At 70.9% G+C, this 21,827-nt stretch carries 17 protein-coding genes; 13 read left to right on the top strand and 4 right to left on the bottom strand.

Annotation, left to right across the window (positions count from 1 at the left end; genetic code table 11):
* The first annotated feature begins 5 nt into the window (after positions 1-5).
* From yajC to AC4F3Q_RS07065, 5 genes are all read left to right on the top strand, one after another.
* Positions 6-386, top strand: a complete 381-nt coding sequence (gene yajC, locus AC4F3Q_RS07085; protein ID WP_491039351.1) for a preprotein translocase subunit YajC — start codon at positions 6-8, stop codon at positions 384-386.
* A gap of 194 nt (positions 387-580) precedes the next feature.
* Positions 581-2,455: a protein translocase subunit SecD gene (gene secD / locus AC4F3Q_RS07080; protein WP_491039476.1), complete on the top strand. Its 1,875-nt coding sequence runs from the start codon at positions 581-583 to the stop codon at positions 2,453-2,455.
* Positions 2,455-3,540: a protein translocase subunit SecF gene (gene secF / locus AC4F3Q_RS07075; RefSeq protein WP_491039350.1), complete on the top strand. Its 1,086-nt coding sequence runs from the start codon at positions 2,455-2,457 to the stop codon at positions 3,538-3,540. The genes secD and secF overlap by 1 nt, the downstream gene beginning before the upstream one ends.
* The gene (locus AC4F3Q_RS07070) at positions 3,537-4,082 is read left to right on the top strand and encodes an adenine phosphoribosyltransferase (protein ID WP_168447423.1); all 546 of its coding nucleotides are present in this window, start codon (positions 3,537-3,539) and stop codon (positions 4,080-4,082) included. Before secF ends, AC4F3Q_RS07070 begins: the two co-directional genes overlap by 4 nt.
* A gap of 133 nt (positions 4,083-4,215) precedes the next feature.
* A complete protein-coding gene (locus tag AC4F3Q_RS07065) occupies positions 4,216-6,540 on the top strand; it encodes a RelA/SpoT family protein (RefSeq protein ID WP_491039349.1) in 2,325 nt (774 codons plus the stop codon).
* A gap of 6 nt (positions 6,541-6,546) precedes the next feature.
* Here the strand turns inward: AC4F3Q_RS07065 and AC4F3Q_RS07060 are convergent, their stop codons facing one another.
* Positions 6,547-7,113 (bottom strand): hypothetical protein, encoded by a 567-nt coding sequence (locus AC4F3Q_RS07060; RefSeq protein ID WP_491039348.1) that lies wholly within the window; start codon positions 7,111-7,113, stop codon positions 6,547-6,549.
* A 65-nt stretch (positions 7,114-7,178) separates the two neighbouring features.
* Positions 7,179-8,777 (bottom strand): DUF349 domain-containing protein, encoded by a 1,599-nt coding sequence (locus AC4F3Q_RS07055; protein WP_491039347.1) that lies wholly within the window; start codon positions 8,775-8,777, stop codon positions 7,179-7,181.
* A gap of 182 nt (positions 8,778-8,959) precedes the next feature.
* Here AC4F3Q_RS07055 and AC4F3Q_RS07050 point away from each other — a divergent pair, with 182 nt between their 5' ends.
* The 3 genes from AC4F3Q_RS07050 to aspS all read left to right on the top strand — a co-directional run bounded on the left by AC4F3Q_RS07050 (position 8,960) and on the right by aspS (position 13,062).
* Positions 8,960-9,712: an MBL fold metallo-hydrolase gene (locus AC4F3Q_RS07050; RefSeq protein ID WP_491039346.1), complete on the top strand. Its 753-nt coding sequence runs from the start codon at positions 8,960-8,962 to the stop codon at positions 9,710-9,712.
* A gap of 10 nt (positions 9,713-9,722) precedes the next feature.
* The gene (hisS, locus tag AC4F3Q_RS07045; RefSeq protein ID WP_491039345.1) at positions 9,723-11,126 is read left to right on the top strand and encodes a histidine--tRNA ligase; all 1,404 of its coding nucleotides are present in this window, start codon (positions 9,723-9,725) and stop codon (positions 11,124-11,126) included.
* A 157-nt stretch (positions 11,127-11,283) separates the two neighbouring features.
* The gene (gene aspS / locus AC4F3Q_RS07040) at positions 11,284-13,062 is read left to right on the top strand and encodes an aspartate--tRNA ligase (RefSeq protein ID WP_491039344.1); all 1,779 of its coding nucleotides are present in this window, start codon (positions 11,284-11,286) and stop codon (positions 13,060-13,062) included.
* A 61-nt stretch (positions 13,063-13,123) separates the two neighbouring features.
* Here the strand turns inward: aspS and AC4F3Q_RS07035 are convergent, their stop codons facing one another.
* On the bottom strand, positions 13,124-13,564 hold the full coding sequence (locus AC4F3Q_RS07035) for a hypothetical protein (protein ID WP_491039343.1): 441 nt from the start codon (positions 13,562-13,564) through the stop codon (positions 13,124-13,126).
* Between the two features lie 12 nt (positions 13,565-13,576).
* On the bottom strand, positions 13,577-15,811 hold the full coding sequence (locus AC4F3Q_RS07030; RefSeq protein WP_491039342.1) for an MMPL family transporter: 2,235 nt from the start codon (positions 15,809-15,811) through the stop codon (positions 13,577-13,579).
* Positions 15,812-15,904: 93 nt separating this feature from the next.
* Between AC4F3Q_RS07030 and AC4F3Q_RS07025 the strand changes: the two genes are divergently transcribed.
* From AC4F3Q_RS07025 to alaS, 5 genes are all read left to right on the top strand, one after another.
* On the top strand, positions 15,905-17,281 hold the full coding sequence (locus AC4F3Q_RS07025) for a replication-associated recombination protein A (protein ID WP_491039341.1): 1,377 nt from the start codon (positions 15,905-15,907) through the stop codon (positions 17,279-17,281).
* A gap of 154 nt (positions 17,282-17,435) precedes the next feature.
* Positions 17,436-18,062: a 30S ribosomal protein S4 gene (rpsD, locus tag AC4F3Q_RS07020; RefSeq protein WP_168447414.1), complete on the top strand. Its 627-nt coding sequence runs from the start codon at positions 17,436-17,438 to the stop codon at positions 18,060-18,062.
* Between the two features lie 154 nt (positions 18,063-18,216).
* Positions 18,217-18,654, top strand: a complete 438-nt coding sequence (locus tag AC4F3Q_RS07015) for a DUF948 domain-containing protein (RefSeq protein WP_168447413.1) — start codon at positions 18,217-18,219, stop codon at positions 18,652-18,654.
* Complete coding sequence (locus tag AC4F3Q_RS07010; RefSeq protein ID WP_491039340.1) at positions 18,651-19,061, top strand: hypothetical protein; 411 nt, start codon at positions 18,651-18,653, stop codon at positions 19,059-19,061. Before AC4F3Q_RS07015 ends, AC4F3Q_RS07010 begins: the two co-directional genes overlap by 4 nt.
* Before the next feature lie 69 nt (positions 19,062-19,130).
* Complete coding sequence (gene alaS, locus AC4F3Q_RS07005; RefSeq protein WP_491039339.1) at positions 19,131-21,821, top strand: alanine--tRNA ligase; 2,691 nt, start codon at positions 19,131-19,133, stop codon at positions 21,819-21,821.
* Positions 21,822-21,827 lie beyond the last annotated feature (6 nt).

The following is a 21,827-nucleotide window of genomic DNA, read 5'->3' as shown; positions in this document are numbered from 1 at the left end:
CGACCATGGGTGAGGGAAACTACTCGACGTACATCCTCCTCGGAGGGCTCGTCCTGCTGATGTTCTGGATGACGTCGCGGACGAAGAAGCGTCAGCGTGCCGCGGAGGAGTTCCGCGACAACCTGAGCGTCGGTCAGGAGGTCATGACGGGCTCGGGTCTGTTCGGGACGATCGTGGCCGTCGACGACGAGCGCGTGACGCTGCGCAGCGGTAACGGTGCCGACGCGTCGACGAGCGAGTGGCTGCGCCAGGCGATCGCCAAGGTTGTCGAGCCCGTCCAGACCTTCGACGAGGACGGCCGCGCCGATGCGTCCGACGAGCCCGTCGGTGACACAGACGGGCCCACGGAGAGGGACATCCGCGGCACGGCCGCTTCCGACGAGTAGGCTGCACGACGCGCGCGCAGCGCGACGACGCTCCGGGTGCGGCCGACGGCCGTCCCCGCACACGAGAAGAGACGAACCTGGTGGCGAGTACGAAATCCCAGCGCCCAGTGCGGACGCTGACGACCCTGGCGGTCTTGATCATCCTCGCGATCGGCGGCCTCGCCGCCGGCGTGCGCTGGTCCGACGCGGCCTGGATGCCGAAGCTGGCCCTCGACCTCGAGGGTGGCACGCAGATCATCCTGACGCCGAAGACGACCGACGGTTCGGAGATCTCCGACCAGGACATCTCCGAGGCGATCAACATCATCCGCCAGCGCGTGGACGCGAGCGGCGTCGCCGAGGCGGAGATCACGAGCCAGGGTGGTCAGAACATCGTCGTGGCGCTGCCGGGCACGCCTGACCAGTCGACGCTCGACCTCGTGCGGCGCTCGGCGCAGATGAACTTCCGTCCCGTCCTCGCCTACGACTCCGCGTTGTCGGGTCTTGTCCAGGACGAGCCCACCACGGGCACCGACGGCGCGACCGACGCGCCGACCGACGGCGCGACCGACCAGCCGACCAACGACGCCACCGAGGCTCCGAGCGGCGAGACCACCGAGCAGCCGGCAGAGGGTGAGGGCAGCACTGAGGGCGAGAGCAGGGTCCGCGCCGAGACCGCGACCCCGTCCGCCGAGGCGACTCCCACGGGCGACGCCACGCCGACCGGAGACGCGACCACCGAGCCTGAGGCGCCGGTCGCCGACCCGAACAACCCGAGCGACCTCGCTCAGGTCACGGACGCCGTCATGAAGCAGTTCGAGGAGCTCGACTGCGTCGACCCCGCGAACCGCGCGGGCGGCAGCTCGGGTGCGGAGAACGAGGTCCTCGTGACGTGCGCCTCCGACGGCCTGTTCAAGTACATCCTCGGCCCCGTCGAGATCCCGGGCCGCATGATCGACTCGGCATCCTCGGGACTGCGTCAGCTGGCCAACGGCGCCGTGTCGAACGAGTGGGCCGTGAACATGGAGTTCACGAAGGAGGGCGCGGACCGCTTCCGCGCCACGACCGCCCGGCTCGCGCAGCAGTACCAGGCGAGCATGCTCGGCCAGGAGGTCGCCCCGAACCTGTTCGCGATGGTCCTCGACGGGCTCGTCATCTCCGCGCCCAGCGTCGAGAGCGAGATTCCTGACGGCCGCGCCGAGGTCACCGGCAGCTTCACGCAGAAGTCGGCCGCCGACCTGGCCAACCAGCTCAACTTCGGTGCTCTGCCCCTCGACTTCGTCGTGCAGAGCGAGTCGGAGATCTCCGCGACGCTCGGCTCCGAACAGCTCGAGAAGGGCCTCATCGCCGGCCTCATCGGTCTTCTCCTGGTCGTCGCGTACTCGCTCGTCCAGTACCGGACGCTCGGGCTCGTGACGGTCGCCTCGCTCGTCCTCGCGACGATCCTTACCTACGTCGTCATCGCGCTGCTGTCGTGGACGCAGGGCTATCGCCTGTCCCTGCCTGGTGTCACGGGTCTCGTGGTGGCGATCGGCATCACCGCCGACTCGTTCATCGTGTACTTCGAGCGGATCCGCGACGAGCTCCGCGACGGGCGGGCGCTCACGGGTGCGGTAGACAAGGGCTGGTCGCGCGCGAAGCGCACCATCCTGGCGTCCGACGCCGTGAACTTCCTCGCGGCCATCGTCCTGTACTTCCTCGCCGTTGGCGGTGTCCGCGGCTTCGCGTTCACGCTCGGTCTGACGACCGTCATCGACCTGATCGTGGTGTTCTTCTTCACGCACCCGCTCATGACGCTCCTGGCCAGGACCAAGTTCTTCGCGTCCGGCCACCCCGCGTCGGGTCTCGACCCGCGCCAGCTGGGCGTGGACCGCCCGCGCTACGCGGGCCGCGGGCGCGTCACCGGTCTTTCCGGGGGCGCGACCAAGGAGAGCGAGCCTGCCCTCGTCGGCGCTGCCGCGAGCGACGAGGACGGCCGCCGCCTGACCCTCGCCGAGCGCAAGGCGGCTGCGGCTCGTGCTGCAGCCGACGCCGAGGCCCCGACCGCAACGACCGACGCCGACGCTGGCGACGACGAGGAGACCCGCTGATGGCTACCGGATTTTCCCAGTGGGGCAACGACCTGCACACGGGCCGCCGCTCGTACGACATCGTCGGCAAGCGTCGTCGGTGGTACGTCGCGTCGAGCATCCTCATCCTGCTGAGCATCGTCGCGATGCTCGTGCGCCCCTTCAACCTGGGCATCGAGTTCAAGGGTGGTGCGGAGTTCGTCGTGGCGAACATCGCGGAGCTCGACCAGAGCCGTGCGCTCGACGTCGTCGCAGACGCGGGCATCACCGAGGCCGCTCGTATCTCGACCGTCGGTACGAGCTCGATGCGCGTGCAGACCGTCCCGATCGAGGACGAGGTCACGCTCGCGGCGCTCAAGGACGGTCTCGCGCAGGCTTACGACGTCACGGCTGCCGACGTCACGGTCTCTCAGGTCGGTCCGACCTGGGGCCAGGACGTCCTGCGGAAGGCTCTCCAGGGTCTCGGCGTGTTCCTCGTGCTCGTCGCGATCGTCATGACGATCTACTTCCGCAACTGGCGCATGGCCGCCGCGGCGCTCGTCGCCCTCCTCCACGACCTCGTCGTGACGGTCGGCGTGTACGCCGCGATCGGCTGGGAGGTCACTCCGGCGACGATGATCGGCTTCCTGACGATCCTCGGCTACTCGATCTACGACACGGTCGTGGTCTTCGACAAGGTCCGCGAGAACACGGACGGTATCCTCTCCCAGCGCCGCGCGACGTACGCAGAGCGCGCCAACCTCGCGGTCAACCAGACCCTCGTGCGCTCGATCAACACGTCGGTCGTCGCGCTCCTGCCCGTGTCGTCGATCCTCTTCATCGGGGCGTTCGTCCTCGGCGCGGGGACGCTCCGCGACATCGCCCTCGCGCTCTTCGTGGGCATGGCCGTCGGCGCGTACTCGTCGATCTACCTCGCGACGCCGCTCGAGGTCACGTTCCGTGAGCGTGAGGACGCGATCAAGAAGCACAGCGCCGCAGTCCTCGCTGGCCGTGCGGCAGACGGCGAGAAGGGTGAGGCCGGCTCGTCCTACGCGCACACCGGGCAGCTCGCGGCAGGCCACCACCTCGGCAACGCCGCCCTCCCGAAGAAGCGGAAGCGCAAGTGACCGACAGCTCGAACCTCGCTTCGGACCGGGAGCTCGTCCGTTCCCTGATCCGCGACGTGCCCGACTTCCCGAGCCCCGGTGTCGTCTTCCGCGACGTCGCCGGGGTGCTCGGGGACGGTGCCGGCTTCCAGGCTGCGATCCGCGGCCTCGCGACGGTCGCGTCGCAGCTCGGGGAGTTCGATCTCGTCGCCGGCATGGAAGCCCGCGGCTTCATGTTCGGCGCTCCGCTCGCCACGCTCCTCGGTGTCGGGTTCGTCCCGGTGCGTAAGGCTGGCAAGCTGCCGCCTCCCGTCCTCGGGGCGACGTACGAGCTCGAGTACGGCTCGGCCACGCTCGAGGTGCGCGACGGGACCATCCCCGACGGCGCCAAGGTGCTCGTCCTCGACGACATCCTCGCGACGGGAGGTACCGCCGCCGCGGGCGTGGACCTGCTCCACCGCGCGGGCGCAGACGTCGTGGGGCTCGTGTTCCTGCTCGAGATCGAGGCGCTCGCCGGACGTGACCGGCTCGTCGGCCACGAGGTCCATGCGCTCCTGACCTGACCCTGGTCCGGTGCCGGCCTGGCAGGTGCGCGAACCACCGACCTGCGGACGTAGACTGGTGGACCAGCGACAACACGGCGTGCGACCTGACCAGGGCGGACGAGCGTAGCCGAGGGCGTGAAGGAGGACCACGATGAGCGAGGACACCAGGACACCGCTCCCGCCCTCCGCGCCCACGAACGGGTCAGGCGGGTCGGGTTCTGCTCCGCCAGGGCGCCGCCGGCTCGTGCTCTTCGGGTCGCGCCCAGGCACGTCGCCCGCGCTCGAGCCTGTGCTCCAAGCGGTTCGTGCGAACCACCCGCGCGCCGACCTCAGCCTGATCGAGCGCGCCTACGTCACGGCAGAGCGGGCCCACCGCGGCCAGAAGCGCCGTTCGGGCGACCCGTACATCACGCACCCGGTCGCCGTCGCGACGATCCTCGCGGAGCTCGGCATGACCGAGTCGACGATCGCAGCGGCGCTGCTCCACGACACGGTCGAGGACACGGACTACTCGCTCCAGCAGCTGACCGAGGACTACGGCGACGAGATCGCCATGATGGTCGACGGCGTCACGAAGCTCGACAAGGTCAAGTTCGGCGACGCGGCTCAGGCGGAGACCGTCCGCAAGATGGTCGTCGCGATGTCCCGTGACATCCGCGTGCTCGTCATCAAGCTCGCCGACCGCCTGCACAACGCACGCACGTGGCGATTCGTACCCGCGGCGTCCGCCGCCCGCAAGGCCCGCGAGACGCTCGAGATCTACGCCCCGCTCGCGCACCGGCTCGGCATGAACACGATCAAGTGGGAGCTCGAGGACCTGTCCTTCCAGGCCCTGTACCCCAAGGTGTACGACGAGATCGTGCACCTCGTGGCGGAACGCGCCCCAGCGCGCGAGGAGTACCTGGCGATCGTCCGCGACCAGATCATCTCCGACCTCCGGGCCGCAAAGATCAAGTGCACGGTCACCGGTCGTCCGAAGCACTACTACTCGGTGTACCAGAAGATGATCGTCCGCGGCCACGACTTCGCGGACATCTACGACCTGGTCGGCACCCGTGTGCTCGTGGACTCGGTACGTGACTGCTACGCGGCGCTCGGTGCTCTGCACGCGCGATGGAACCCGGTCCCGGGCCGGTTCAAGGACTACATCGCGATGCCGAAGTTCAACATGTACCAGTCCCTGCACACGACCGTGATCGGCCCCGGGGGCAAGCCCGTCGAGATCCAGATCCGTACCCACGAGATGCACAGGCGTGCGGAGTACGGCGTCGCGGCGCACTGGAAGTACAAGGAAGCATCCAAGGGAAGCCCCGTCGTGGCGGGGGACAAGACCGCGAACGAGATGCAGTGGCTGCGCCAGCTCGTCGACTGGCAGCGTGAGACGGCGGACCCGTCGGAGTTCCTCGACTCGCTGCGCTTCGAGATGAGCGGCAAGGAGGTGTACGTCTTCACCCCTAAGGGTGAGGTGATCGCCTTGCCAGCAGGCTCCACCCCGGTCGACTTCGCCTACGCGGTCCATACCGAGGTCGGGCACCGCACCATGGGCGCCCGCGTCAACGGACGGCTCGTGTCGCTCGACTCCGAGCTGGAGAACGGCGACGTCGTCGACGTCCTGACGTCGAAGTCTGAGAACGCCGGCCCGAGCCGCGACTGGATGGCCTTCGTCAAGAGCCCCCGGGCGAAGAACAAGATCCGCCAGTGGTTCTCGAAGGAGCGCCGCGAGGAAGCTGTCGAGCACGGCAAGGACGCGATCGCGAAGGCCATGCGCAAGCAGGGCCTGCCGATCCAGCGGCTCCTCTCGCACGAAGGGCTCGTCGCGCTCGCCCACGAGATGCGCTACGCGGACGTGTCCGCGCTGTACGCCGCTGTCGGTGAGGGCCAGGTGTCTGCGAACACGGTCGTGCACCGGCTGGTCCAGTCGATGGGCGGCGAGGGTGGCACGACGGAGGACCTCGCCGAGGTCGCCCGACCGGGGGTGGGGACGTCGCGCCGCCCGCGCACGGGAGACCCGGGCATCGTCGTCAAGGGTGTCGAGGACGTGTGGGTCAAGCTCGCGAAGTGCTGCACGCCGGTGCCGGGTGACGCGATCATCGGCTTCATCACGCGCGGCCAGGGCGTCTCCGTCCACCGCACGGACTGTGCCAACGTGGCGGCGCTCCAGTCGCAGCCCGAGCGCTTCGTCGACGTCTCGTGGACGGCTGGGTCGAACACGCTGTTCCTCGTGCAGATCCAGGTCGAGGCGCTCGACCGGTCGCGGCTGCTCTCTGACGTGACGCGCGTGCTGTCGGACAACCACGTGAACATCCTGTCGGCGACCGTATCGACGTCGTCCGACCGTGTCGCGGTCTCGCGTTTTGTGTTCGAGATGGCGGAGCCTGCGCACCTCGCGACCGTCCTCAAGGCGGTGCGCAAGGTCGACGGCGTCTTCGACGTCTACCGCATCACCGGCACCAAGAACGACTCGCTCCCCGTCTGATCCCGGTCAGGGGAGCGCCCTGACGACGTCGAGCGCTCGCCCGTAAGCGGTGTCGCCTGTCCTGCGGTTCAGCGCGTCGAGGACAGCACGGGCGGTCGTGACGCCTCCCGCGACGAGCTCGTGGATCAGCCGCACCGCTTGGTCGGGGGGCGCGAAGAGGGCAAGATCGGCAGCCGTGCGCGCTGGTGTGGTGGTCGCCGCAGCCCCGAGCCGGACGATCTCGTCCTCCCCGAGCACGGCCTGGTGGCTCGCGGTTCGCGGTCCCGGCAACGGCCGGTGGCAGTTCGGCGGATAGAGGACGGTCACGCGCTCGGGTGGTGAGCCCCCGAGGTAGACCCAGGCGGCGCTCGACCGACCGACGACGGTGCGCGGGGGCACGACCGGGGCGAGGGCCAGGACCCGCACCCGCGGGGTGACGGTCACGCCCCGGGCGACCGCGCGACGGCCGTGCACCCGTTCGAGCAGCCCTTCCTGGACCAGCGTGTCGAACGGGACCCTGCCACCGACGTCAGCCGGTGTCACGATCGGGCCGAGGTCGGTCTGAGGCGAGGCGAAGTATGGGGCGGACAGCACCCCGCCAGCATGACTCGGGCGCCCCGGTGAAGACCACCGGGGCGCCCGACCTGTGGATCGTCGCGTCAGCCGCGTGCGTCGTTCGCGGCGCGCTCGACCTGCTCGAGCCACGTGCGCTTCGCGGCGATCTCCTCGGTCAACGAGGCCACCGCGCGTGCGTCACCCTTCGCCTGGGCGGCAGCGAGACGCTCCTCGGCCTGGGTGATGGCCTGTGCGAGCTGTGCGGCCGCCCCCTCGGCGCGGGCGCGAGTCTCGGGGTTCGTGCGCTTCCACTGCTGCTCGTCAGCCTCGCGGACGGCCGTCTCGACCGCGCGCATGCGCGCCTCGACACGCTGGACGTCACCGCGGGGGACACGACCGGCCGCCTCCCAACGCTCCTGGATGTCACGCAGAGCCGCCTTCGTCTTCCCGAGGTTCGTCACGGGGAGGAGCGCCTCGGCCTCGGCGAGGAGCGCCTCCTTCACCTCGAGGTTCGCCCCGTACTCGGCATCGATCGCCGCGTTGTCGGCGTCACGGGCAGCGAAGAAGCGGTCCTGCGCCCCGCGGAACCGGGCCCACAGCGCGTCGTCGTCCTTACGGTTGGCCCGTCCTGCAGCCTTCCAGCGCGCCATCAGGTCGCGGTACGCCGCGGCGGTCGCGCCCCAGTCGGTGCTCGTGGCGAGCGCCTCGGCCTCGGCGACAAGCCGCTCCTTCTCGTCCTTCGCCGCGCTGTTGCGCGTCTCGAGCTCGGCGAAGAAGTGGCGTCGTTCGCGGTCGAAAGCGGTGCGCGCATGGCTGAACCGCTTCCACAACGACTCCTCGGTCGGGCGGTCGATGCGCGGTCCGGAACGCTGCGCCTCCTTCCACTGGTCGAGGAGGGTGCGCAGCTTGTCACCGGCAGGGCGCCACTGGATCCGGGCGGGGTCGGTCGACGCGATGGCCTCGGCAGCCTCGACGATCGCGGTGCGTGCGGCGACGGCCGCCGCCTTGGCGGCGGCCCGCTCGGCCTCGAGCGCGGTGCGCCGCTCGGCGGCGGCGCCACGGACGGCCTCGACACGGGCTCTCAGCCCGTCCAGGTCGCCGACGGCGGACGGCTCGGTCATCTCCTCGTCGAGCTTCGCCAGCGTCTGGTCGATCTCCTTGACAGCGAGCTCGGCGCTGCCGAGGCGCGCCTCGAAGATCGTGACCTTGGCCTGGAGATCGAGGAAGCGGCGGACGTAGAGGGCGAGGGCCTCGTCCTTCGTCGCGCCCGGGAACTGGCCCACGAGCCGCTCGCCGCTGGCTTCGCGGACGTAGACGTTGCCCTCGTCGTCGACTCGGCCGAAGGTCGCAGCCTCGGCTGCCGCTGCCGCGTCAGCAGGCGCAGGCGCGAGCGCGACGGCAGGGCGCGCGACGGGGGCAGGACGGTTCTGCGCGAGCGCGGCGGGGGACGGGACGGGGCGCGGCGTCGGGCGAGCAGGCACGGGGGTGGCGGGGGGCGCGGGGGCGGTCTCAGGAGTCGCGCCCTGCGCGTCCCCTTCCGCATCCGTGACGGTCGCAGGCGCCGCGTCCTCGGTGGCGACGGCCGCTGCGTCCTCAGGTGCTGCGACCTCCGCTGCGGCCTGGGTGGGGGTGGTGACCTCAGGGGAGGTGCCGGGCGTCTCCGCGGTGTTGTCGCCGTCGACGGCGGGGGTGGACTCGGACACAGGGCATCACTCCTCGTGTGGTGACCCGCCCTCGCGGACGGAATCAGCGACTGTCCCCGCGGGCGGGGACGTGACGTGCCGGCGCGCAGTCGCGTGCTGGTCCTCCACAGTCTAGGGATCTCAGCGCGCCGCGTCGCCCCTGTTCTCGTGGAGCGGCGCGCCGTGAGGCCTAGCATGGCCTGATGCACGTCGAGACGATCGTCGCTCCCGTCTTCGGGACCAACAGCTATCTCGTGTCCGCGACCGGCTCCGGGCCGTGCGTGATCGTCGACGCGGGCGGCGGGGTCGTGCCCGCCCTCACGGAGCGCGTGCGGCGCGCAGGCCTCGAGCCGGTCGCGCTCCTCGCGACGCACGGGCACGTCGACCACACCTGGTCAGCGGCCGAGCTGTGCGAGCGCTACGACGTCCCGATGCTCATCCATGCCGACGACGCGTTCCGCCTGGCCGACCCGTTCGGCACGATCGAGGACCGCGGGCCCGGCTCGGCGAGCGGCCCGCTCGCCCAGGCGCTGGCGGCCGGTGGCTGCGACCCGGCCTCGTACCGCGCCCCCGCACGGGTGCAGCCGTACATCGGCCCACGCACGGAGCTCGATCTCCCTGACGTGCCCGCACTGACCGCCTGGCACGCACCTGGGCACACGCAGGGGGCGACGGTGTACGTCGCCGTCGAGACCCCGGACGCCGCATCGCTGCTCCCCGACCGCGGCGACGTCTACGTCGAGGGTGCGGACGCGACAGCGTTCACCGGAGACGTTCTCTTCGCCGGAACGATCGGCCGGACCGACCTGCCCGGGGGAGACATGGCGACGATGCGCCGGTCGCTCGCCGGACTGCTCGACGGGCTCCCGCCGCGGGCGCTGCTCCTCCCGGGTCACGGGCCCGCGAGCAGGCTCGACGCCGAGACCGTTCGTAACCCGTACCTCTCGCGCCGGTAGGATCCGGAGCATGGCACGCCCCACACCCCTGTCCGGATTCCCCGAGTGGCGCCCTGCTGGGCGCATCGTCGAGAGCTACGTCCTCGACGTCCTGCGCAGGACGTTCGAGCTCCACGGTTTCGCGGGGATCGAGACGCGCGCGGTCGAGCCGCTCGACCAGCTGCTGCGCAAGGGTGAGACCTCCAAGGAGGTCTACGTGCTGCGTCGGCTCCAGGAGGAGGGCCCGGACGAGCGTCGTGGTGACGAGAAGCAGCTCGGTCTGCACTTCGACCTGACGGTGCCGTTCGCGAGGTACGTCCTCGAGAACGCGGGCCACCTGAGCTTCCCGTTCAAGCGCTACCAGATCCAGAAGGTGTGGCGCGGAGAGCGCCCCCAGGACGGCCGCTTCCGTGAGTTCGTCCAGGCGGACATCGATGTCGTCGGTGCGGGGTCGCTCCCGTACCACTACGAGGTCGAGCTGCCGCTCGTCATGGCGGAGGCGCTCGGTGCGCTCCGCGAGATCGGCGTGCCGCCCGTGCGGATCCTGGTGAACAACCGCAAGGTCGCCGAGGGGTTCTACCGGGGACTCGGGCTGAACGACGTCGAGGGTGTGCTCCGGTCGATCGACAAGCTCGACAAGATCGGTCCGGACGCGGTCGCGGACCTCCTCGTCGCCGAGACCGGCGCGACGCCCGAGCAGGCGCGTGCGTGCCTGGCACTCGCGGCGATCAACGGCCCTGACGCGTCGGTCGTCGACGAGGTCCGCGCTCTCGCGTCGAGCCACGGCGTCGTCAGCGAGCTTCTCGACGAGGGCCTCGTCGAGCTCGGTGCCCTCGTCTCGGCCGCGGCCGAGCGGGCGCCCGGCGTCGTCGTCGCAGACCTCAAGATCGCGCGCGGCCTCGACTACTACACGGGCTCCGTGTACGAGACGGTGCTCGTCGGCCACGAGCAGCTCGGTTCGATCTGCTCGGGCGGTCGCTACGACACCCTCGCGTCGGACGGCGCGACCACATACCCGGGCGTCGGCCTGTCGATCGGCGTCTCGCGTCTCCTGTCGCGCCTCCTGGGCGCAGGTCTCGTCGAGTCCTCACGGTCCGTCCCGACGGCGGTCGTCGTCGCGGTCAACCACGAGGAGGAGCGCGCGGCGTCGGACGCGATCGCGTCCGCGCTGCGCTCACGCGGCATCCCGTGCGAGGTCGCGCCCACGGCGGCGAAGTACGGCAAGCAGATCAAGTACGCCGATCGCCGTGGTGTCCCGTTCGTGTGGTTCCCGGCGACGCCGGAGCACACGCGCGCGGACGGCACGGTCGTGCCGGCGCAGGGCGACCAGGTCAAGGACATCCGCTCGGGCGAGCAGGTCGACGCTGCTCCCGCTACCTGGACACCGCCCGCCGAGGACCTGTGGCCGGTCGTCCGGGCCGCCGCGCAGGCCTGACGCCGGTTCGGCCGGGTCCCGGCTGCAACCGCCTAGACTTGTCGACGGCGCCTCCGGTGCCGTCCGCACGCCGCCGAGCGGCGTGCACGCATGCATCGGCATGCACGGTCCGCCCCGTCTCGGCGGCCCGTCCCAACGCAGTTCGGAAGGACACCCCGTGCTCCGCACACACAACGCCGGCTCCCTGAGGGCCGAGCACTCCGGTCAGACCGTCACTCTCACGGGTTGGGTCGACCGCCGCCGCGACCACGGCGGCGTCGCCTTCATCGACCTGCGCGACGCCTCGGGCATCGCTCAGGTCGTCATCCGTGACGAGGCCGTCGCGCACCCCCTGCGCTCGGAGTTCGTCCTCCAGGTGACCGGCACGGTCTCCCTGCGTCCTGACGGCAACGAGAACGCCAACCTCGCGACCGGTGCGATCGAGGTCCTGGCAGACGACGTCGTCGTCCTCAACGAGTCGGCCCCGCTGCCGTTCCAGGTCTCGACGGCGCTCGACGGAACCGAGACGATCGGGGAGGAGGCGCGTCTCAAGCACCGCTACCTCGACCTGCGTCGTCCCGCGCCGGCGCACGCCCTGCGGCTGCGCGCCAAGGCGAACGCTGCCGCGCGGCGTGCCCTCGATGCACAGGACTTCGTCGAGATCGAGACGCCGACCCTGACGCGCTCGACGCCGGAGGGTGCGCGCGACTTCCTCGTGCCGGCGCGTCTCGCGCCCGGCTCCTGGTACGCCCTGCCGCAGTCCCCGCAGCTGTTCAAGCAGCTGCTCATGGTCGCGGGCATGGAGCGGTACTACCAGATCGCGCGCTGCTACCGCGACGAAGACTTCCGTGCGGACCGTCAGCCGGAGTTCACGCAGCTCGACGTCGAGATGAGCTTCGTCGAGCAGGACGACGTGATCGCCGTCGGCGAGCAGATCCTCGCAGAGCTCTGGAAGCTCATCGACTACGAGATCCCGATGCCGATCCCGCGCATGACGTTCAAGGACGCCATGGAGCGCTACGGGTCGGACAAGCCCGACCTGCGCTTCGGCCTCGAGCTGGTGGACCTCACGGACTACTTCGCCGACACTCCGTTCCGGGTGTTCCAGGCGCCGTACGTGGGTGCCGTCGTGTTCCCGGGCGGTGGCGCGACGCCGCGTCGCGGTTTCGACGCGTGGCAGGAGTGGGCGAAGCAGCGCGGCGCGAAGGGTCTCGCGTACGTGACCTTCGCGGAGGACGGCACCCTGGGCGGTCCTGTCGCGAAGAACCTCTCCGACGCGGAGCGTGACGGTCTCGCGGCGGCGACGGGCGCCTCGGCGGGGGACGCGGTGTTCTTCGCCGCAGGCCGGGCGACCGACGCTCGCGCTCTCCTGGGGGCGGCACGCCTCGAGGTCGGCAAGAAGGCCGGGCTGATCGACGAGTCGCAGTGGTCGTTCCTGTGGGTCGTCGACGCGCCGCTGTTCAAGCCCACGGGTGAGGACGACGACGTCGCGGTCGGCGACGGCGCCTGGACGGCCGTGCACCACGCGTTCACGTCCCCGACGCCGGAGTGGATCGACACGTTCGAGGAGAACCCGGGCGAGGCGCTCGCGTACGCCTACGACATCGTCTGCAACGGCAACGAGATCGGTGGTGGCTCGATCCGTATCCACCGTCGTGACGTGCAGGAGCGCGTGTTCAAGGTCATGGGCATCGGCGAGGAGGAAGCCCGCGAGAAGTTCGGCTTCCTGCTCGATGCCTTCGCGTTCGGCGCGCCGCCGCACGGTGGCATCGCGTTCGGCTGGGACCGCATCCTCACGCTGCTCACGGGCTCGGAGTCGATCCGTGACGTCATCGCGTTCCCCAAGTCGGGAGGCGGCTTCGACCCGCTGACGCAGGCGCCTGCGCCCATCACGGCGCAGCAGCGCAAGGAGGCTGGCGTGGACGCGAAGCCGAAGGCCGAGGCCGCGGCCGAGTGACCTAGGGCTGTGCGCGACGACGCCCTCCGCAGGGATCTGCGGAGGGCGTCGTCGTCTGCCGTCACCAGCGCTGCGGTGCCTCGTAGCCGGGCCTGAGAGTCCGAGGCTGTCGTTCCACGTCGTCGATCGGCACCTGGCGGTAGGGCGGGACCGGCCGCCGGCGCGAGTGCCGGACGAGGAGCGCGACGAGGGCTGCCGCGAGCACGACCGAGACGATGAAGGCCAAGAAGGAACCGGCTGCCCACGGTCGCAGGTCTGCTTCGACGGTCGCGAGGATGTGGGCGCGCTTCTTGAGGCGCAGGACCCACAGGGCGACCTGGGACGCGACGAAGAGCACGACGACGAGCAGGTAGCCGCGCGAGAGGCTGCGGTGGGCAGCGAGCTCGCGCGCATATCGGGCAGCGTCGATCCTGGCGCGCTCGGCCTGTGCCCGACGTGTCTCACGGAGGGCGTGCTCGGCGTCGGTGATCGGCGGGACGCCGTCCGGGTGCGGCTGGGACATCGTCGTCTCAGCTCAGTGGATGATGCCGAAGCGCTCGTGGACGCGTCGTAGCGCAGGCGGGCACCACCAGTTGTGCCGTCCCAGGAGCGTCATCGTCGCGGGGACGAGGAGCATGCGGACGAGCGTCGCGTCCAGGGCGACGGCGAACGCGAGAGCGAAGCCCACCTGCTTGATGACGAGCAGGTCTCCGAACACGAACCCGGCGAACACGACGACGATGATCGCGGCGGCGGACGTGATGATGCGGCCCGACCGTTGCAGGCCGACACGGACTGCCTCGTCCCCGTCCATCCCGGAGTCGACGAGCTCCTTGATGCGTGCGATGAGGAACACCTCGTAGTCCATCGCGAGGCCGAACGCGAAGGCGATGACGATCGCGAAGACGTAGGTCTCGATGCCACCGGTGCTCGCGAACCCCAGCAGCGACTCCAGGTGCCCGTCCTGGAACACCCACACGAGGACGCCGAGCGCGGCGGCGAGCGACAGGGCGTTGGTCAGGAGCGCCTTGAGCGGGACGACGACGGACCCGGTCATGAGGAAGAGCAGGACGAACGTCGCGAGGACGACGACAGCCCCCGCAGCCCAGGCGCGGGCGCTGAGCGCCGAGACGAAGTCGACCTGCTGGGCGGCGGGGCCTGTGACCCAGACCGTCAGGTCGGTGTCGAGGGCGCGGATCTCGCCGACCGCGGTGGTCGCCTCGCGTCCCGACGAGTCGTCACCGACGATGTCGACCGCGATGACGGAGTAGGGGCCGAGCCCGGTCGGCTCTGAAGCTCTGGTGACCGAGTCGACCGCGCCGATCAGCGGCACGAGGCTGGCCGCGGCTTCGGTCGTCGCGTCGACCACCACGACGAGGTCGGTCCCGGTGGATGCGGGGTACTCCTCCTGGAGGACGGTGACGAACTCCCGCTGCGGGTTCGACGTCGGTAGGAGCTCGATGTCAGAGCTGCGCAGCTGCAGGTGCGCGAGCGGCAGCGCGAGGAGGACGAGGACGCCGAGGCTCGCGACAAGGGTCCACCAGGGGCGTCGCTGGACGCGTGCCGCGAGGCGGTAGAACGTACCTTCGTCCGACTCGACGTCTGCCGTGCGAGCCAGGACCCGCGCCATTCCGGGGATCCGAGCCAGGTTGCCGGCGCGCTCCATCCGGCGGCCCGCGAGGACGAGCACCGCCGGGACGAGCGTCAGGGCTGTGGCGACGGCGATGAGCACGATCGCGAGCCCGGCGGCGCCGATCGCACGGAGCACGTCAGGGCGGAAGACCATGAGGCCCGCGATCGAGACGGCGACCGTCACCGCGGAGAACGCGACCGTGCGGCCGGCGGTCGTCATGGTGCGGGTCAGGGCGACCGCGACGACGCCGTCGCCGCGGCGGCGGCGCATCGCGCCCGACTCGCCGGCCGACGCGGCGCGCGCGAGCTCCTCGCGGAAGCGTGAGACGACGAGCAGGCCGTAGTCGATCGAGAGGCCGATGCTCAGGAGGCTGATCACGTTGACGACGGCGGCGTCGACGTCGAGGAGGAACGTGAGCAGGTGGAGCACACCGAGCCCCGCGCCGATCGACGCGATCGCGCCGACCATCGGCATGGCGGCCGCGAGGAAGCCGCCGAACACGAGCACCATGATGACGAGCGCGACCGGGAGCGCGACGAGCTCTCCCGTCTTCAGGTCCTCCTGGACCTGGTCGGTCACGGCGTCGAGGATCAGGCGGTTCGCCCCGACGAGCGTGCGCACGTCCGGGCCTGCGGTCGCGAGCGTTGCCCGGGCGTCGTCGAACGCTGCGGCCACGGCGCCGGCCGCGGCGGCCTGCTCGTCCTCGTCGAGGTCGGTCGCGAGCTCGGCGACGACGATGAACCCGTCTCCGGCGGAGCTGAGGAGGGGAGCGGCGGCAGGCGACGTGACGCCTCCCGGGAGCTGGAATGGATCGATGACGGACGCGACGCCGTCGATCGCGGAGGCCTCGGCGACGATCGTCGCCATGATGCCCGGGAGCGCCTCAGAGGTCGGGTCGACGCCGGACACGATCATCGTGACCGTCTCGCCGGCCGTGCCGTGCTCGGCGAGGATCTCGGCGCCGCGCTCGCTCTCCGATCCGGGGACGGCGGGGTTTCCCGACGCGAGACGGTCGAAGAGGGACGCGCCACCGACCCCGGTGAGGGCGACGAGGAGGCCCACGACGGTGACCACCGCCCAGACGACGATGGTTCGACGGGGGTGGCGGCTCACGCGGCGGGCAAGGGTCTCGAACACTGCCCCAATATCCCACCCGGACGTGCGTGGACGCCATGCGGCGGCCGGGCGCCGAGTCCTCGGTGGTCTTCCTGGGTGCGTAGGCTCGTGGGCATGGATCTGTTCGACACGGCGGGGGCGACTGCCGACGGTGTCCCGGCGGCCGGGCCGGGTGCTCCGCTCGCGGTGCGGATGCGGCCTCGGGCGCTCGACGAGGTGGCGGGGCAGTCGCACCTCCTCGTGCCTGGCTCGCCGCTCCGGCGACTGGTCGCTCCTGGAGGCGAGTCGTCGCGTCGCGCCGGTCCGGCGTCGGTCATCTTGTGGGGGCCACCCGGCACGGGGAAGACGACGCTCGCGTACCTGATCGCCGGCGCGTCTGGCCGCCGGTTCGTCGAGCTCTCGGCTGTGACGGCGGGCGTCAAGGACGTGCGTGCGGTGGTCGAGGACTCACGGCGTCGTCTCGTGACGGGCGGTGAGGAGACCGTCCTGTTCATCGACGAGGTGCACCGGTTCTCCAAGACGCAGCAGGACGCTCTGCTACCGAGCGTCGAGAACCGTTGGGTGACGCTCGTCGCGGCGACGACGGAGAACCCGAGCTTCTCGGTCAACTCTCCGCTGCTGTCGCGGTCGCTCCTCCTGACGCTGAAGCCGCTCGCGACCGAGGACGTCGCCGCCCTCGTGGACCGGGCTGTCGCGGACCCGCGCGGCCTCGACGGCACGGTAGGGCTCGCAGACGAGGCGCGCGAGCACCTGCTGCGGCTCGCAGGGGGTGACGCTCGCAAGGCGCTCACGATCCTCGAGGCTGCTGCGGGAGCGGCGCTCGACGACGCGGCGGGCTCGGTCCCCGCGGAGGTGGACCTCGCCACGGTCGAGCGGGCGATCGACGTGGCCGCCGTGCGGTACGACCGCGCGGGCGACCAGCACTACGACGTCGTCTCTGCGTTCATCAAGTCCGTGCGAGGCTCGGACGTCGATGCGGCGCTGCACTACCTCGCGCGGATGATCGCCGCGGGGGAGGACCCGCGCTTCATCGCCCGCCGGATCATCATCTCGGCGTCCGAGGACGTCGGGATGGCAGACCCGAGCGCACTGCAGACAGCGGTCGCCGCGGCCCAGGCCGTCCAGATGATCGGGATGCCCGAGGGAGCGCTCGTCCTCGCCGAGGCCGTCGTGCACCTCGCCACGGCGCCCAAGTCGAACGCCGCGTACACCGCGATCGGCGCGGCCCTCGCGGACGTGCGGGCTGGCAAGGCCGGGCCGGTGCCGGCCCACCTCCGGGACGCGCACTACCGCGGCGCGGAAGGCCTCGGTCATGGCGTCGGCTACGTCTACTCGCACGACGAGCCGCACGCGGTCGCGGCGCAGCGCTACCTGCCCGAGTCGCTCGAGGGCAGGCGGTACTACGAGCCCTCCGACCGCGGGTACGAGCGGCAGGTCAGCGACCGGCTCGAGAAGATCCGCACGATCCTCGCGCAGGATCGGGTACGATAGACAGGTTGCCCGCTGTGGCACACCTGGGACCTCGGCCCCGTTCGCTCGCCCACCGCCCTCCACGGGCGGTCGCAGCGCTCCGGCTGGTCCCACGCCCGCACCTCCTCGAGGAGCGGGTGTGACGTCAGAAGATCGAACGACAGGATGGAAAACCGTGTCCTCTGTGACCCGCTCGCGCCGCCAGGTGCGACTGAGCCGTGCCCTCGGCATCGCGCTCACCCCGAAGGCCGTCAAGCACTTCGAGAAGCGTCCCTACCCGCCCGGCGAGCACGGCCGCGCCCGTCGCCGCACCGAGTCGGACTACGCGGTCCGTCTTCGCGAGAAGCAGCGTCTGCGCGCCCAGTACGGCCTCCGCGAGAAGCAGATGGCCCGTGCGTTCGAGGAGGCCCGCAAGGACGCCGGTCTGACCGGTGAGGCTCTTGTCGAGATCCTCGAGACCCGTCTCGACGCGCTCGTGCTCCGTGCCGGCTTCGCCCGCACGATCCTGCAGTCCCGCCAGGCTGTCGTGCACCGCCACATCCTCGTCGACGGCAAGATCGTCGACCGCCCCTCGTTCAAGGTGAAGCCGGGCCAGACGGTCCAGGTCAAGCCGAAGAGCCAGGCCACCACGCCGTTCCAGGTCGCCGCTGCCGGCGCCCACCGCGACGTGCTCCCCGCCGTCCCGGGTTACCTGGACGTCCAGCTCGAGAAGCTCTCGTTCACGCTCGTGCGTCGCCCCAAGCGCGTCGAGGTCCCCGTGACGTGCGAGGTCCAGCTCGTCGTCGAGCACTACTCGCGCTGATCGCTGCGCTCCTGGAACGCCCTGTCCGCTGCTCGCAGCGGGCGGGGCGTTCCGTCTCTCCGGAGCGTTCCTGCGTGCGGCAGCGCTGCACGCTTTCCCCGGGCCGCGCAGGTAGAGTTCTTCACGGCCACCGTCACCCAACCGAGGAGCAGCCATGATCGGAGACATCGCCGGTCTCATCGCAGCCGTGGCGTTCGTCGCGCTGGTCGGGCTGCTCGCCGTCCCGCTGCTCAAGCTCGGGCGAGTCTTCGACGAGGCGCGCGAGTCGATCAAGGACCTCACCGAGCACTCGGTGCCGATCCTGGACGAGGCCGTCGAGACGGTCGCGGGGACGAACGCGCAGCTCGCGAAGGTCGACACGATCACGACGTCGGCCGCGCAGGTCTCCGAGAACGTGTCGGCGCTCGCCGCGCTCTACTCCTCCGTGCTGGGCGGGCCGCTCATCAAGGTCGCCTCGGCCGCGTACGGGCTTCAGAAGGCCTCGAGCCGAGCCTGGTCGCGCATGCGCGGCGTCGACCCGGACGACACGCCCGCACCCGAGCCGACCCTGCGCCCCGAAGGTGGAACCACCCGACGCAAGGGCGCCCGATGAGGCGCCTCGTCTGGGTGGCCGTCGGCATCGGTGGCACGCTCTATGCGGTGCGCAAGGCCCAGCAGCTCCGTGCCCGCTACAGCCCTCCTGCCGTCGTCGGCCGTGCCGTCGACGACCTGGGGGAGCGCACCAGCACGTTCGTCGAGCGAGCGCGCGTGAGCGTCGCGTCGTTCGGTGACGACCTGCGCGCGGCAGCCGCGGAGCGCGAGCGCCAGCTCGGCGCGGCCCTCCTCTCGTCCGGCCAGGACGCACCCCAGCGCGGCGCAGGACGCAGCCGGCACGACCGGGACCAGGCCCGGACCGCTGCACGCTGGGGCGCGGAGCCCGCACCCGGGCGCCCGGTCCCCGGCCAGGACCCGCGGGTCGACGACGACGACGTCGACGGCGACCTGCCCTACTCGTTCTAGATCCTTCCCCCGCCCGGCGAGCGACCTTGGTCGCCGGGCCCGCACCACCACACGAATCCAGAGGTCAAGATGCGTACCGCCGAGATCCGCCAGCGTTGGCTCGACTACTTCTCCGAGCGCGGCCACCACGTGGCACCGAGCACCTCGCTGATCTCGCCCGACCCCTCGCTCCTCTTCACGGTCGCGGGCATGGTCCCGTTCATCCCGTACATCATCGGCACGGAGCAGTCGCCGCACCCGCGCATAGCGAGCGTCCAGAAGTGCATCCGCACGAACGACATCGAGAACGTCGGCAAGACGACGCGCCACGGCACCTTCTTCCAGATGAACGGCAACTTCTCGTTCGGCGACTACTTCAAGGAAGGCGCGATCGACTTCGCCTGGGAGCTCCTCACCGGCGCCCAGACGGACGGCGGCTACGGCTTCGACGGTGACAAGCTCTGGGTGACCCTGTGGGACCAGGACACCGAGTCGTTGGACGTGCTGACCCGCAAGATCGGCATGGACCCGGCACACATCGTGCGTCTCCCGCGCGAGGAGAACTTCTGGGACACGGGCCAGCCCGGCCCGGCCGGTCCGTGCGCCGAGTTCCACGTCGACCGCGGCCCCCAGTACGGTCCTGACGCTGTCGGTGGGAACGTCGACCCGGGCGGCGACCGTTACCTCGAGGTCTGGAACCTCGTCTTCGACCAGTACCTGCGCGGCGAGGGCAAGGGCAAGGACTACCCGCTCATCCGCGAGCTCGACCAGAAGGCGATCGACACGGGTGCCGGCCTCGAGCGCCTCGCGTTCCTCATGCAGGGCAAGCAGAACCTCTACGAGATCGACGAGGTGTACCCGGTCATTGCGGCAACCGAGTCGATCACCGGCAAGCGTTACGGTGCCGACGACGCCGACGACGTTCGCATGCGCGTGATCGCGGACCATGTCCGCTCGTCGCTCATGCTCATCTCGGACGGTGTGCGCCCCTCCAACGAGGGCCGCGGGTACGTCCTGCGCCGCGTCGTGCGGCGCGCGGTCCGCTCGCTGCGCCTGCTCGGCGTCCAGGAGACGGCTCTGCCGGAGCTGCTCCCGGTGTCGATGGAGGCGATGAAGGCTTCCTACCCGACGCTCGAGACCGAGTTCGACCGCATCAGCCAGGTCGCGTACGGCGAGGAGGATGCGTTCCTGCGGACCCTCGCGTCGGGCACGACGATCCTCGACACGGCTGTCGCCCGTGCGAAGTCGTCCGCCGGGGGAGGCGCTCCAGTCCTCGGCGGTGAGCAGGCGTTCGCGCTGCACGACACGTACGGCTTCCCGATCGACCTGACGCTCGAGATGGCGTCCGAGCAAGGAGTCCAGGTCGACGAGTCCGCGTTCCGCTCGCTCATGGCCGAGCAGAAGGCTCGGGCGCGCGCCGACGCGGTCGCGAAGAAGACCGGTCACACGGACACCGCGGCCTACGAGTCGGTGCGCACCTCGCTCGACGCGCCCGTCGAGTTCCTCGGCTACACGGACCTCGCGTCGCGCTCGACGGTCGTCGGCCTGCTGGTCGACGGCGTCCCGACGCCGAGCGTGACGGCCCCGGCCGACGTCGAGATCATCCTCGACCGCACCCCGTTCTACGCCGAGGCGGGCGGCCAGCTCGCCGACCACGGCGAGATCATGCTCGACGGCGGAGCCCGCATCGAGGTCGACGACGTCCAGGCGCCGATCAAGGGGCTGAACGTGCACCGTGGTCGCCTCGTCGACGGCTCCGTGACGCTCGGCGAGTCCGGACAGGCGACGATCGACGCCGCGCGCCGCACGGCGATCACGCGCGCGCACTCCGGGACGCACCTCATCCACAAGGCGCTCCAGGAGACCCTCGGCAAGGACGCGACGCAGGCAGGTTCCGAGAACGCGCCGAGCCGCATCCGCTTCGACTTCCGTCGCGGCCAGGCGGTCCCTGCGAGCGCGCTCGCCGAGATCGAGGAGCGGGTCAACACGCGCCTCCAGGACAACCTCGAGGTGACCGAGCAGATCATGTCGCTCGACGAGGCTCGCGCGCTCGGTGCGATGGCCCTGTTCGGCGAGAAGTACGGCGACCGGGTCCGTGTCGTCTCGATCGGTGACGACTGGTCGCGCGAGCTGTGCGCGGGCACGCACGTCAGGCAGTCGGGCGAGCTCGGTCTCGTGACGCTTCTGGGTGAGTCCTCGATCGGCTCGGGTGTGCGCCGTGTCGACGCGCTCGTCGGGGCGGGCGCCTACGGCTTCCAGGCCAAGGAGCGCGCGATCGTCGGGCAGATCTCCGGGATGCTCAATGCGCGCGGTGACGAGCTGCCCGAGCGGATCTCCTCCCTCATGTCGCGCCTCAAGGAGGCTGAGAAGGAAGTCGGTGCGCTGCGTCAGAGCCAGCTCCTCGCCCGCGCGGCTGCGCTCGTCGACACGGCGGTGGACGCCGCTGGCGTGCGCGTCGTGACGGCGGACGCCGGCGAGGTCGCGGGCGCTGACGACCTGCGCGTGCTCGCGCTCGACGTGCGCTCGCGCCTCGGCGACTCGTCCCCGGCGACGGTCGCCGTCCTCGGCGTCGCGAACGGTCGTCCGCTCGTCGTCGTCGCGACGAACGCGGGCGCACGTGACGCTGGCGTGCGCGCCGGCGCCCTCGTCAAGGTCGCTACCGCCGTCCTCGGCGGCGGCGGCGGCGGCAAGGACGACGTCGCGCAGGGTGGCGGCACGAAGGTCGAGGCGGGCGCCGAGGCGCTCTCCGCGATCGTCTCCGCCGTCGGGTCGCGCGGCTGATCGTCG

The sequence above is a fragment of the Flavimobilis sp. BM9 genome, assembly GCF_058313055.1.
The sequence above is the reverse complement of the archived record's forward strand: the minus strand, read 5'-3'. Positions and strand labels throughout refer to the sequence as shown.

What these genes read in the sequence shown, in the direction of transcription:
- yajC (WP_491039351.1), top strand. Translation starts at nt 6, where the DNA reads ATGGGTGAGGGAAACTACTCGACGTACATCCTCCTCGGAGGGCTCGTC.
- secD (WP_491039476.1), top strand. Translation starts at nt 581, where the DNA reads ATGCCGAAGCTGGCCCTCGACCTCGAGGGTGGCACGCAGATCATCCTG.
- secF (WP_491039350.1), top strand. Translation starts at nt 2,455, where the DNA reads ATGGCTACCGGATTTTCCCAGTGGGGCAACGACCTGCACACGGGCCGC.
- AC4F3Q_RS07065 (WP_491039349.1), top strand. Translation starts at nt 4,216, where the DNA reads ATGAGCGAGGACACCAGGACACCGCTCCCGCCCTCCGCGCCCACGAAC.
- AC4F3Q_RS07050 (WP_491039346.1), top strand. Translation starts at nt 8,960, where the DNA reads ATGCACGTCGAGACGATCGTCGCTCCCGTCTTCGGGACCAACAGCTAT.
- hisS (WP_491039345.1), top strand. Translation starts at nt 9,723, where the DNA reads ATGGCACGCCCCACACCCCTGTCCGGATTCCCCGAGTGGCGCCCTGCT.
- AC4F3Q_RS07035 (WP_491039343.1), bottom strand. Translation starts at nt 13,564, where the DNA reads ATGTCCCAGCCGCACCCGGACGGCGTCCCGCCGATCACCGACGCCGAG.
- AC4F3Q_RS07025 (WP_491039341.1), top strand. Translation starts at nt 15,905, where the DNA reads ATGGATCTGTTCGACACGGCGGGGGCGACTGCCGACGGTGTCCCGGCG.
- AC4F3Q_RS07015 (WP_168447413.1), top strand. Translation starts at nt 18,217, where the DNA reads ATGATCGGAGACATCGCCGGTCTCATCGCAGCCGTGGCGTTCGTCGCG.
- AC4F3Q_RS07010 (WP_491039340.1), top strand. Translation starts at nt 18,651, where the DNA reads ATGAGGCGCCTCGTCTGGGTGGCCGTCGGCATCGGTGGCACGCTCTAT.
- alaS (WP_491039339.1), top strand. Translation starts at nt 19,131, where the DNA reads ATGCGTACCGCCGAGATCCGCCAGCGTTGGCTCGACTACTTCTCCGAG.